Consider the following 12517-nt stretch of genomic DNA (forward strand, 5'->3'; position numbering starts at 1 on the left):
TCAGCCGGCGGCGATCGCCGCGATGCCGGCGGCCGCCAGCGCGAGGCCGAGCACCTGCACGCGGTGCAGCCGCTCGCCCAGCACCACGCGGGCGAGCACCACGGTGGCCGCGGGGTAGAGCGAGGAGATGACCGCCACGATCGACAGCAGCCCGGCGTTGGTGGCGGCCAGGTAGAGGGCGTTGGCGGAGATGTCGAGGATGCCCGCGCCGGCGACCATGGGCCAGGCCGACCGGGCGGGGATGATCCCGGTGCGCGCGTCGGTGCCGGACCGGCGGGCCAGGAGGAACGCCACCGATGCCGTGGCCGCGACCGACAGCGGCCGCGACACGAGCAGCGGCCAGAGGCCGGCGTGCGAGCTGGTGGATCCGAGCAGGACGAAGATGGCACCGAACCCGAGGCCCGAGAGCACCGCGGGCGGGACCACCTTCGACATCGGGGCCAGCGCGGCGTCCTCGGGGTGGTCCGCGTGCTCGGGCGCCCCGGCGATCAGCACCACCGACACCAGGGCGACGGCCACGCCCACCAGCGCCACGGTGGACGGCCGCTCCCCGTCGGCCAGGCCCCACGCCAGCGGCACGATCGCCGCCACCACCGCGGTGATCGGGGCCACCACGCTCATCCGGCCCATGGCCAGGCCGCGGTACAGCAGAGCCACGGCCACCGGGCCGGTGAGCCCGACCGCCACCCCGAGCCACAGGTCGTCGGCGGCCGGCGTGGGCGGGGTCCCCACCGCGAACCAGCCGAGCGTGGTGAGGGCCACGAGCACGGTGCTCAGCCCGAACGAGCCGATCACCACGGTGATGGCCGCGGTGCGCTTGGCGGCGAGCCCGCCGAGGAAGTCTCCGGACCCGTAGAAGAGGGCCACCAGCAATCCGAGCACGATGGCCATAGGGCGGCGACGGTACCCGCCGGGCCGGCCCGGGGAGCGAACGCGTTCTCCCGGTCCGGGGCCGGGTGGCGCCGCTACCGTGACCGGCATGGCAGACGAGATCCTCGAGGTCGACCTCCTCGCGTTCGAGCAGGGCTCGGCCGAAGCGCAGCGAGCGGTGGTCGACGGGCTGATGCGATCGCTCGCGACCGGCTTCGTGTACGTCACGCACGATGTCAGCAGCGACCTGATCGACGAGGCCTACGCCGGCCTGGAGCAGTTCTTCTCGCTCCCGGCCGAGACCAAGGCCCAGTTCGTCGCGCCCGGCACCCACGGCCAGACCGGTTACACCGGCCTCCTCGTGGAGACGGCGGCCGCGGCCGATGTGGCCGACTGGAAGGAGATGGTCAACTGGGCGAGAGACGTCCCGGCGGCCCACCCGCTCCGCGCCCGGTTCCCGCACCGCTACCACGATCAGGTGCTCCCCGAGTCGGCGGTGCCGGGCATCACCGAGGTCCTCAACGCCTTCCACGACGCCATCGCCGACCTGCAGCGCCGGATCCTGCGCATCATCGCCGTCGGCATCGGCTGCCACGAGTCGTACTTCGAGAAGATGCTCGTCGACGGGTCCACCCTCAGCCGGGCCATCCACTACCCGGCCATGGAGTCGGCGCCCGACGCCCCCCACGTGTGGGCCGGCGCCCACGCCGACATCAACCTCATCACCGCCCTGCCGCGGGCCACCGCTCGCGGGCTCGAGGTGCAGCTCAAGGACGAGGGCCGCTGGATCGATGCCGTCGCTCCGCACGACGGCGCCATCATCAACACCGGGCTGATGCTCGAGATCATCACCAACGGCGTGATCGCTCCGGGCATCCACCGCGTCGTGGCGTCGCCCGACCAGCCCGGTGATCGCTACTCGGTCGTGCAGTTCTGCCACCCGACCCCGTGGACCATCCTCAGCCCGGTCGCCACCTGCGTCAGCCCGCAGCACCCGCAGTGCTTCGCGCCCATCGCCGCCGCCGACGCCCTCGACCTCGTGCTCTACGAGATCAACCTGATCGAAGGCGCCCGCGGCTCCTGACGCCGGAGGCCCGTCGCGCTAGTCGACGTAGCGGACGGTGACGCTGCCGTTGTTGCTGCTGGCCACCACCCGGTGATCGCTGGTGGAGTCGGTGCGCACCAGGTTGTCGGTGCCGCCGTTGTCGCTGGAGATGTCGACGTCGTAGCCCTGGGTGCCGCGGGGCAGGGCCACCTCGACGGCGCCGTTGTCGGAGTCGGCGATCGTCGAGCGGGGCGGCGACTCGAACTCGAGGCGCACCGATCCGTTGTCCGACGACGCCTGGATGCTGGGGGTGCGGAGGCGCGTGCCGCGCACCGCGCCGTTGGACGAGCGCAGCAGCACCGCGCCCGACAGGCCTTCGGCTTCGATGCTGCCGTTGCTGGCCTGGGCCTCGACGCGGCCGGTGAGGCCTCGGAGCGAGATGTGATCGTCGTCGGAGTGCACCTTCACCTCGAGGTCCCGAGGGACCACGATGCGCAGCCCGGCCCGGCACCACGGTCCCGTGATCACGGCCCGGCAGCGCACCCGCACCTCCAGGCGGTCGCCCACGACGGTGTGCTCGAACCTGGTGGGGACGAGCCCGTCGCTGATGTGGGCGGTGATGCGGACGCTGCTCACGTCGGCGCCGACCACCTCGATGCGGCCGCCGTCGCTGGCCACGTCGAGCACCGCGACCGCGGGATCGGCGATGGTGGCCACCTCGGTGTGCTCCTCGTGGGCGACCAGGCCCACGGCTTGGACCGTGCCGAAGGCGAGGCCGACGAAGGCGGCGATGCTGCCCACCAGGAGCCACGCCATGCGCACGCCGGGACTCGGCGCCACGAGGGCGGGGCCGCGACCCGGCGATGGCGGAGGAGGAGGCGGGAGGGTGGGGGCCGCCACGAGGGTCGGGTCGTTCGGATCGGTCGGCATCATCCCTCCAACCACCGGAGGACGGCCAGGACGCGACGGTGGTCGTCGGTCGCCGGTGGCAGGTCGAGCTTCAAGAAGATGTTCCCCACGTGCTTCTCCACGGCCTTGTCGCTCACGACGAGCTGGCGGGCGATGGCGGGGTTCGTGCGGCCCTCGGCCATGAGGGCCAGGACCTCCGTCTCCCGCGGTGACAGGCGCTCGAGCGGATCGCGGCGGCGCGAGCGGGCGAGCAGCTGGGCGACGACCTCGGGGTCGAGGGCGGTGCCGCCCTCGCCGACGCGGCGCACGGCTCCCAGGAACTCGCTCACGTCGGCGATCCGGTCCTTGAGCAGGTAGCCCACCGACGACGTGTCGCGGGCGAGCAGGTCGGTGGCATAGCGCTCCTCGACGTACTGGGACAGCACGAGGATGGCCACCTGCGGCCAGCGCTCGCGGATCTGCAGCGCGGCGCGGATCCCGTCGTCGGTGTTGGTGGGCGGCATGCGCACGTCGACGACGGCCAGGTCGGGCTGGTGGCGCGCCACCACCGTGATCAGCTCCTCGGCATCGCCGACGGTGGCGACGATGTCCTCGCCGGCATCGATGAGGATGCGGGTGAGCCCGGCGCGGAGCAGGACGGAGTCCTCGGCGATCACGATGCGCACGGGAGCTCCACCGAGATCGTGGTGGGGCCACCGGCCGGGCTGATCACCTGGAGGTTGCCGCCCAGGCCGTCGACCCGCTCGCGCAGGCCCTGGAGCCCGGTGCCCTGCGACGCATCGGCCCCGCCGACGCCGTCGTCGCGCACCTCGATCACCAGCCGCGACCCGGACCGGGCGATGGCGACGTCGGCGCGGGTGGCCTGGGCGTGGCGAGCCACGTTGGTGAGCGCCTCGTTGACGATGAAGTACGCGGCGCTCTCGACCGCCGGCGAGGGCCGGGGGTCGACGTCGACCGCCAGGCGCACGGGCACCGGGGACCGGGCCACCACCGCCGACAGGGCGGCGTCGAGGCCGCGGTCCTCGAGGATCACCGGATGGATGCCGCGCACCAGGTCGCGGATCTCCTTGAGCGCCGACTTGGCCTCCTCGTGGGCGTCGGCCACCAGGGCCTTCGCCTGCTCGGGATCCTCGTCGAGCTTCTCGCGGGCGGCACCCAGGCCTGCGGCCAGGGCCACCAGCCGCTGCTGGGCCCCATCGTGCAGGTCCCGCTCGATGCGGCGGCGCTCGGTCTCGGCGCTGTCGACGGCCGCGCTGCGGCGGCCCTCGGCCCGGCGCAGCAGCTCGGCCATCTCCGCCTCGCTCGTGCGGCTCAGCAGGCGGCGGGAGATCCCCGACTGGAGGTTGGCGGCACCGAGCGTCGCCCACGGCGCCACCGACGCCAGGCCGAAGAGGCCCACCGCCGAGGCCACCCAGGTCCAGAGGCTGGTCGGAGATCCGGGGGGACCACCCAGCGGGCCCGCCCCCGACCCGAGCTCGAACAGCCAGAACTTGGCGGTGCCCCCCGGGAGGTGTCCGGCGTACAGCGGCAGGGCGACCAGGGCCAGGGACCCGGCCCACAGCACCGTCGTGACCATCCAGCACCCCAGCGCCACCGGGAACAGCAGCAGGCCGTTGGCGATCTCCCGCCAGCGGGAGCGGGTGCGGACCCGCTCCCAGAGGCGCTTGAACCAGTTGGTGCTCTCGAGCGGCGGGACGGCATCGACCATCTCGATGCCGAGCAGCGCCACCGCCCGGCTGCGGTCGATCTCGCCCAGGACCCGCCCGGCGAGGAACACCGTCCAGGCCGCCGGGACGGCCAGGACCAGGGTGACCAGCAGCCCGACGGTGGTGGCGAGCAGGGTGACGAGCACCGTGAACGACGCGATCCCGAGGGGCACGCCCACGGCCAGGTAGGCCAGCGAACGCCAGAGGCGCTCCGGGTTGCGCCAGGGGCGGAGGAACAGGGGCATCTTCCCCCTCACGTTACGGTCGGTCATCGGATCAGGCCGGCTTCAGCGCTCGGCGATGGCGTCGAGCACATCGAGGCGGGCGGCGCGCTGGGCGGGCCGGACCGAGGCCAGCACCCCGGCGCCGATCGACAGGGCGAGCACGGCCACCAGCGTGGTGGTCGGGGCCTGGAAGGACACGAACCCCTGCTCGGCGCTCAGCGCCCGGACCAGGCCCCAGCCGAGGAAGGTCCCGATGGCCAGCCCGAAGACCGTGCCCACCACCGCGGTGATCACCGACTCCCAGCGGACCATCGACCGGAGCTTGCCCCGGCTCAGCCCGACCGCTCGGAGCAGCCCGAGCTCCCGGCCCCGTTCGTGGATCGACAGCGACAGGGTGTTGGCCAGGCCGATGAGGGCGATGAGGATGGCCAGGACGAGCAGGCCGTAGACGAGCGTCAGGAGCTGGTTGACCTGCCCGGCCACGCTGTCGATGTACTGCTTGCGGTCCTGGACGGTGGGGGAGCCGTGGGTCTTGGCCACGGCCTCCACGGCGGTGCGCCCCTGGTGGAGGCTGGTCCCGTCGTGGAGGCCCACCAAGATGGCGACGGCGCCGGGGCGCAGGGCGTGGGGGTCCCAGTCCTGCGACGTCATGACGATGTCGCCGAGCAGATCGCCCACGCCGTAGACGGCGCCGACCCGGTAGGTGGCGTGCTGGCCGCCCGTGAAGCCCATGGTGACCTTACTGCCCAGCTGGAGGTGGTGGTCCTCGGCGTAGGTGTCGGTCACCGCGACCTGGCCCGGCCGCATGGTGGCCAGGGAGCCCTGCTGGACGTCGAGGTCGAGCAGGGAGGCCATGGCCGCCGGGTCGCCGGCGGTCGGGTTCTGGGTGGACCCGTCGATCGTGACCGTCGCGTTGGTCAGCGCCACGGTCTTGTCGACCTCGGGCAGCGCCGCGATCGCGGGGGTCAGCTTCGGGCTGAGGCCGGCGCCGCTGAAGCCGTCCTGGGTGACGACGAGGTCGCCGCCGAAGCTCTTCTGCACGGTCTGGTCGATCGAGTTGCTGAGCGACGATCCGAACGTGGCGAACAGGGCGACGACGGCCGCCCCGATCACCAGGGCGAGCGCAGCCCCGGCGGTGCGGCGCGGGTTGCGCATGGCGTTGCGCCGAGCCAGCTGGCCGACCAGGCCGCGGCCGGCGGCCACGGGAGCACCGACCACCGACGCCGCGGGGCGGGCGATGACCGGGCCCAGGACCACGGCCGAGACGAACACCGTGAGGGCGCCCAGCCCGGCTCGGGCCAGGGCGCCGCCGGTGCTGCGGGTGGCGGTGATCAGCACGGCGCTGCCCGCCACGGCCAGGACCACGCCGAGGACGGCGCGCACCTTGGAGACGCGGACCGACTCGGCCGCCGAGTCGCGGAGCGCCTCGATGGGCGCCACTCGAGACGAGCGGATCGCCGGGACGATCGCCGCCACCATGGTGGCCAGCAGGCCGACGCTGAAGCTGATGGCCAAGGCCGCCGGCTGCACCACCAGGCCGTCACCGGGGAGGTCGAGGCCGAACGAGCCGAGCAGGGCCTTCAGGCCGACGGCCAGCCCGAGGCCGGCGACCAGGCCGATGGCCGAGGCGATGGCGCCGATGGCGACGGCTTCGATCAGCGCGGCCGACAGCACCTGGCCGCGCCCGGCACCGATGGCCCGCATGAGGGCCGACTCGCGGCTGCGCTGCGCCGCCAGGATCGTGAACGTGTTGCTGATGCTGAACGTGGCGACCACGAGGGCCACCCCGGCGAAGGCCAGCAGGAAGTTCTTGAGGAAGCCCAGGAAGTCGCCCTGGATGTCCTTCTCCTGCTCGGCGGTCAGCTGGGCGCCGGTCACGGCCTCGACCTGGTGGGGGACCACCTGGGCGATGCCGTCGCGCACCTGGTCGTCGGTGCGGGTCCCGTCGCTGCTGACGCGGAGCTCGGAGACCTGGCCGGGGGTCCCGAAGAGCGAGACGGCCTGGTCGTGCGAGAAGCCCGCGTAGGTGGCGCCGGCCATGCCGCCTCGGGTGCCGAACCCCACGAGGCCGACGATCTCGGCCTTGACGGGGTCGGGTGTGCGGATGGTGACGGTGTCGCCCACGGCGAGGTCGCCCTTGTCGGCGCTGTCGGCGTCGATGACCACCTCGCCCGTGACCTTCGGGGTCCGGCCCTCGGTCACGTGGTACGGGTTCAGGTCGGCATCGTCGACCCAGGCCGACGCGTCGGTGGGCGGGCCCTGGCCGCCGATCGGGTTGCCGTCGGCGCCCACGATCTGGGCGGTGCCGTCGATCTCGCCGACCACGGTGGCCACCCCGGGGACCTGTTCGACCTTGGAGGCCAGGTCGGCGTCGAGCGTCGGGCGGAGGCGGCCCTGGTCGGTGTTGACCGAGCTCTCGCTGCGGACCACCACCGCGGTGCCGGCGTTGGCCTCCTTGAACAGCCCGCTGAAGCTGGCGTCGAGCGTGTCGCCCAGCACCAGGGTGGCGGCCAGGAAGGCGACGCCCAAGACGATGGCGGTGGTCGTGCCGACCACGCGCCGCTTGCGGGCCCAGAGGCCTTGGAAGGTTCGGCGGATCATGATCAGTCTCCCAGGGCCTTCATGCGGTCGAGCACGGTGGTGGCGGTCGGGTCGGTGAGGTGGTCGACGATCCGGCCGTCGGCCAGGAACAGGACGCTGTCGGCGTAGGACGCGGCCACCGGGTCGTGGGTGACCATCACCACGGTCTGGCCGAACTGGTCGACCGCGCTGCGCAGGAACGAGAGCACCTCGGTGCCGCTGCGGCGATCGAGGTTGCCGGTGGGCTCGTCGGCGAACACCACCTCGGGCTTGCTGGCCAGGGCGCGGGCCACGGCGACGCGCTGCTGCTGGCCGCCCGAGAGCTCGCTGGGCCGGTGGTGGAGGCGGTCGGTCAGCCCGACCGTGCGGATCACCTGGTCGAGCCAGGCCCGATCGGGCTTCCGGCGGGCCAGGTCCATCGGGAGGGTGATGTTCTCGGCGGCCGACAGGGTGGGCAGCAGGTTGAAGGCCTGGAACACGAACCCGATCCGCTCGCGGCGGACCCGGGTCAGCTCCCGGTCGCTGAGCGAGCTCAGCTCCTGGTCGCCGATGAACGTCTCGCCGCTGGTCAGCGTGTCGAGGCCGGCGAGGCAGTGCATCAGCGTGCTCTTGCCCGAGCCCGATGGGCCCATGACCGCGGTGAACGTGGCGGTGGGCACGTCGACCGAGACGCCGTCGAGGGCCCGCACCTCGGTCCCGCCGGTGCCGTACACCTTGACGGCGTCGACGGTGCGGGCCGCGATGGCGGCCGGCGGGCGGGCGTCGTGGCCGTTCACGGTCCCGACAGATCGGTCCGCTCGGGAGGAGGGGTCGGTGGTGGAGCTGGAGGTGGCGAGCGGCATCGACCGCGTCCCTTCGTCGTCGTTCGAGCAGCGTTCGTGCTGCCCTGATGACGGTACGGATCGCAGGTCAGGCGGGCGATGGGGCCGCCCGGTGTCTCCACGGTGGGGTGTTCCCTACCCCTAGGGGTCGCCGGTGCGGTGCGCCAGGGTGTGCCGGCCGAGCTGAGCCGGCCTCAGCTCCCGTACAGCGGAAGGGAGACGGTGCAGGCGATGGGGCGCTGGTCGCTGGGGTCCAGCGCGTTGAGCACCAGCTGGTACACGTTGGTGTCGTAGACGATGCCCAGGTGGTCGGTGAGGTCCTGGCCGCACACGTCTTGCAGGGTGATGTTCTTCACCGTGGCGCCGGCTCCGGCGGTGATGAACGCCTGGCGGTAGGGCGTGACCACCTCGTCGAACTTGGTGGCGATGTTCGTGTAGCTGATGCCCGAGCGGGTCTCGCCGTTGCCGTTGAGGTTCTTGAAGAACGTCGAGCCGGCATCGGACTGCTGCTGGAGGGCGGGGAGCCCGATCCAGTTGGTCAGGGCGAAGATCGGGTCGACGGCGCCCACGAAGCGGCCCAGGGTGAGCAGGCCGCTGACGTTGGTGGCGTGGTTCGACGGGGCTAGCCCGACCACCGAGCGCACCTTGGCCGAACCACCGATCAGGTTGGCGTAGTAGCGAGCGACCGAGCCGCCCTGCGAATGGCCCACCAGGTCGACCTTGGCGCCCCCGGTGGCGGCGCGGACGCCATCGACGAACCGGCCGATCTCGGCGGCCGAGGTGGGGATGTCTCCGGTGCCCTTGAAGATCGAGCTCGACGAGGCGCCGTAGTTCACGGCGAACACGCAGTAGCCGTACGACTTCAGCACCGGGGCGAGCCCGCTGAACGAGTCGTAGGCGTTGCCGAGGGTGCCGTGGACCAGCACCACCGGGTTGGGGTGGGCGGTGCTGGGCTTGCACGAGTAGTCGTTGGTGCCGGCGGGGGACCGGCTCGGGTTGAGGGCCGAGGCGATGCCGCCGGCGACCACGTTGCCGGGGGCGCCGAGCTTGGCCGGCGGGATGGTCCGGGCGTTGGCGGGCGGGGGCTGGCAGGCCGCCAGCGTGACGAGGGCGACGAGCGCCGCGAGCGCGATGGTGGGCTTGCGCAGTCGAACCATGTGTCCCCCTGGGTCGGTGCCGGGTCCCCTGACCCGCAGCGGTCAAGCTACCGCGCGGTCACCTGGCGCGCCCGGCTCTTCGACACCGATCGGTGTCGAGGTCCTGACCTGCGGTTCCGGGGAGACGAGCGGTCAGACGGAGGGGGCGTCGATGCTGTCGAGGTCGGCGACCACGTCGGCCAGCACCCGTTCGATCAGCTCGGCGCGGGCGTTGAGCTTGGTGGCCGCGTAGGCGCCCGTGCGGATCTGGCCGAGGCGGCGGGCCTCGTCCATCGCGGTGCTGACCAGGTCGGCCTCGGGCACCACCACGTCGAGGAAGCCGGCCTGCTGGGCCCCGGCCGCATCGAAGATCTGCGCGCCCATGGTGGCCGCCGTGAACGAGGCCTTGGTGAGCCGGTCGCGCGCCAGCTCGACGGCGAACTTGGGCAGCGTGAGCCCGATCGCCACCTCGTTGAGGCCGATCTTGGCCGGCACGTCGGCGCCGACGCGCCGGTCGCACGACAGCAGCGTGATGGCGCCGCCGGCCAGCGCGTGGCCGGTGCACGCTGCGACGGTGGGCATGCCGAGGCCGTAGATCCGGAGCCAGAAGCGGGCGCCCTGGACGACGAGGGCGCGCATGCCCTCGACGGTGGCGGTCATCTCGTCGAGGTTGAACCCGGCCGAGAAGCGGCCGGGACGACCCACCAGGACCAGCGCCCGCGCCCCGTCGGCCTCGGCCTGGTCGACCAGGGCCTCGAGGTGCGTGAGCGACGCCCTGGAGAAGACGTTGGCCTTGCCGTCGTCGAGCGTGATGACCGCCACCGAGTCGTCGAGGCGGTACGTGGGCAGGGTCTCGTCGGTCATCGCCGAAACCTAGACGCGGCCGGTGGCGCCGACCGACGGCCGCGCCGCCAGGGCCCGGTGCAGCGCCGTGGGGTCGAGCGTGCCCGTGATGCGCCCGTCGGCGGTGACCACCAGCCCGGTGCGCACGTCGGCGGACTCGAGCTTCTGGAGAGCGGGGAGCAGCAGCTCGTCGTCGCGGATCAGGGTGAGCCGGTCGAGCGGGTAGGCCAGCGCCATGACCGCCATCTGGTCCCACGCCTCAGGTGGCACGGCGCGGATGGCCGCGGCGGTGAGCAGGCCGGCGACCTGCCCGTCGGGGCCCACCACCGGGTAGGCCTGGTGCTCGGGCCTCGGGGAGCTGGTGCGCAGGAACTCGCCGACGGTGGCCCAGGAGGGGGCCGTCGGCGGGTGCGCGGCCATGCTGTCGGCCACGGTGACGCCGTCGAGCGCACGGAGGAGCGGGGCGTTGCGGATCTGCTGGAAGGCGGCGAAGGCGATGAACCCGCCGGTGAGCACGAGGAACCAGCCGCGCTGGCCCACCGCAGGGTCGTTCAGGCGCCGGAACCCCCAGGTGGCGATGGCCATGCCGGCGACGATGCCGGACGCGCCCGCCCACGTGGACGCCTTGGACTGGTCGCCGGTCGTGCGCCAGATGGCCGCGGAGAGCACCTTGCCGCCGTCGAGCGGGGTGGCCGGGATCATGTTGAACGCGGCGAGCAGCAGGCTGAAGTACCCGATGAGGAAGAAGACGGAGCCGATCACGCCGCTCACCCCGCGGTCGGGCGTGATGAACGAGCCCACGAGCAGGACGATGCCGCAGGCGGCGCTGGCCACCGGACCGACGACCGACACGCGGAACTCGGCGCCGGGCGTGGTGGGCGAGGTCTCCATGCGGGTCACGCCGCCGAGCATGTTGAGGCCGATGCTGTCGACCCCGATGCCCTCGTCTTGCGCCACGAGGGCGTGGCCGAGCTCGTGCACGAGCAGGGTCACGAAGAACAAGATGGCCCCGGCCCCGCCGGCGATCCAGTACGTGGTGCTGCCGTGGCCGGGCTGGTCGTGGGGGAGCCACGTGGTGGCGAGCATCACCGAGAGGTAGGCGGCGATGAGGAACACGGTGACGTCCATGCCGACCTTGATGCCCGCGATGCGGCCGAGGGGGATGTCCTTGCCCATCCGCTGAATCTACCGGCGATGCCCGGCGACGCCCTGTCGGGATGGCGATAGGTTCCGGCCATGGACATCGGCCGCATCGGGATCTGGACCTTCACCCTCGACCTGGTGCCGTCGGCGCAGGCCGCCGAGCACGTCGACCAGCTCGACGAGCTGGGGTTCGGCGCGGTGTGGGTCCCCGAGGCGGTGGGTCGGGAGGCCTTCACCAGCGCCGCCCTGCTGCTGCGAGGGGGCACCGACATCGTGGTGGCCACCGGCATCGCCGGGATCTACGGCCGGGACCCGATGGCCGCGGCGGCGGCGCAGAAGACCCTCACCGAGGCGTACCCCGACCGGTTCCTCCTCGGCCTGGGCGTCAGCCACCAGGTGATGGTCGAGGGCATCCGCAAGCACGACTACTCCAAGCCCTTCTCTGCCATGCGCGACTACCTCGATGGCATGGACCAGGCGATGTTCTTCGCGGCGCCGCCCACCACCGAGCCCCAGCGGGTGCTCGCGGCGCTCGGCCCCCGCATGCTCGAGCTGGCCCGCGACCGCGCGGCCGGCGCGTTCCCGTACTTCGTGCCGCCGGAGCACACGGCCATCGCCCGGGAGGCGCTCGGCACCGGACCGCTCCTCGCGGTGGAGCAGGCCGTCGTGTTCGAGACCGATCCGGCCAAGGCCCGCGAGATCGCCCGCTCGCACACCAAGACCTACACGGGGCTCCCGAACTACGCGAACAACCTGAAGCGCCTCGATCCCACGCTCACCGACGACGACTTCGCCCATGCCGGCAGCGATCGGCTGGTCGACGCCATCGTCGCCTGGGGCACCGAAGACGCCATCGTCGCCCGCATCCAGGCGCACCTCGATGCCGGTGCCGACCACGTCTGCATCCAGGTCATCACCGAGGGCACCGAGGTGCCCACCCCGGCCTGGCAGCGGCTGTCCGACGCGTTCGGCCTGCGGAGCGCCTGACCGTGCCGCCCGGCTCGTGGGACGACACCGGGATCGACGCCATCGACGACGACCCGTGGGACGACGGGGACGACGACGACGGCGACGAGCGGCTCGGCCTCGACGGAGGTGCCGCGGTCGGGCGGGCGCCCATCTGCGGGTTCTGCGGGGTGACGATGCTCCCGGCCGATCCGGCCAACGTGGTCGACGCCGGGTTCGTCTGCGACAACGACGACTGCGACAACTTCCGCAACCGCGGCTGAGCCGCAGCCGC

Annotated in this window: 12 protein-coding genes; 3 read left to right on the plus strand and 9 right to left on the minus strand. The window is 72.7% G+C overall.

Annotated features, from left to right (window positions below; translation table 11 throughout):
• Entirely contained in the window at positions 1 to 891 is an 891-nt protein-coding gene (locus ACPPVX_RS16155) for an EamA family transporter (protein WP_426571601.1), read from the minus strand.
• 88 nt (positions 892 to 979) lie between these two features.
• Here ACPPVX_RS16155 and ACPPVX_RS16160 point away from each other — a divergent pair, with 88 nt between their 5' ends.
• The gene (locus ACPPVX_RS16160) at positions 980 to 1954 is read left to right on the plus strand and encodes an isopenicillin N synthase family dioxygenase (protein WP_426571602.1); all 975 of its coding nucleotides are present in this window, start codon (positions 980 to 982) and stop codon (positions 1952 to 1954) included.
• Positions 1955 to 1972: 18 nt separating this feature from the next.
• Here ACPPVX_RS16160 and ACPPVX_RS16165 read toward each other — a convergent pair whose 3' ends face one another.
• From ACPPVX_RS16165 to ACPPVX_RS16200, 8 genes are all read right to left on the minus strand, one after another.
• A complete protein-coding gene (locus tag ACPPVX_RS16165; RefSeq protein WP_426571603.1) occupies positions 1973 to 2848 on the minus strand; it encodes a DUF4097 family beta strand repeat-containing protein in 876 nt (291 codons plus the stop codon).
• On the minus strand, positions 2845 to 3489 hold the full coding sequence (locus tag ACPPVX_RS16170; RefSeq protein ID WP_426571604.1) for a response regulator: 645 nt from the start codon (positions 3487 to 3489) through the stop codon (positions 2845 to 2847). Before ACPPVX_RS16170 ends, ACPPVX_RS16165 begins: the two co-directional genes overlap by 4 nt.
• Positions 3477 to 4775 (minus strand): sensor histidine kinase, encoded by a 1299-nt coding sequence (locus ACPPVX_RS16175; protein ID WP_426571605.1) that lies wholly within the window; start codon positions 4773 to 4775, stop codon positions 3477 to 3479. The genes ACPPVX_RS16170 and ACPPVX_RS16175 overlap by 13 nt, the downstream gene beginning before the upstream one ends.
• 42 nt (positions 4776 to 4817) lie before the next feature.
• Positions 4818 to 7355, minus strand: coding sequence for an ABC transporter permease (locus ACPPVX_RS16180; RefSeq protein WP_426571606.1), 2538 nt, complete (start codon positions 7353 to 7355; stop codon positions 4818 to 4820).
• A gap of 2 nt (positions 7356 to 7357) precedes the next feature.
• Positions 7358 to 8176 (minus strand): ABC transporter ATP-binding protein, encoded by an 819-nt coding sequence (locus tag ACPPVX_RS16185; RefSeq protein ID WP_426571607.1) that lies wholly within the window; start codon positions 8174 to 8176, stop codon positions 7358 to 7360.
• 173 nt (positions 8177 to 8349) lie between these two features.
• Positions 8350 to 9312: an esterase/lipase family protein gene (locus tag ACPPVX_RS16190; protein WP_426571608.1), complete on the minus strand. Its 963-nt coding sequence runs from the start codon at positions 9310 to 9312 to the stop codon at positions 8350 to 8352.
• Between the two features lie 132 nt (positions 9313 to 9444).
• A complete protein-coding gene (locus ACPPVX_RS16195) occupies positions 9445 to 10155 on the minus strand; it encodes a crotonase/enoyl-CoA hydratase family protein (protein ID WP_426571609.1) in 711 nt (236 codons plus the stop codon).
• 9 nt (positions 10156 to 10164) lie between these two features.
• On the minus strand, positions 10165 to 11310 hold the full coding sequence (locus ACPPVX_RS16200) for a site-2 protease family protein (RefSeq protein WP_426571610.1): 1146 nt from the start codon (positions 11308 to 11310) through the stop codon (positions 10165 to 10167).
• Between the two features lie 60 nt (positions 11311 to 11370).
• Between ACPPVX_RS16200 and ACPPVX_RS16205 the strand changes: the two genes are divergently transcribed.
• Positions 11371 to 12264 carry an LLM class F420-dependent oxidoreductase gene (locus ACPPVX_RS16205; protein WP_426571611.1) on the plus strand — a complete coding sequence of 298 codons (894 nt, stop codon included), beginning with the start codon at positions 11371 to 11373 and terminating at the stop codon, positions 12262 to 12264.
• A 2-nt stretch (positions 12265 to 12266) separates the two neighbouring features.
• Positions 12267 to 12506 (plus strand): hypothetical protein, encoded by a 240-nt coding sequence (locus ACPPVX_RS16210; RefSeq protein ID WP_426571612.1) that lies wholly within the window; start codon positions 12267 to 12269, stop codon positions 12504 to 12506.
• Positions 12507 to 12517 lie beyond the last annotated feature (11 nt).

The organism is Aquihabitans sp. McL0605, from assembly GCF_049993875.1.
Lineage (GTDB): Bacteria > Actinomycetota > Acidimicrobiia > Acidimicrobiales > Iamiaceae > Aquihabitans.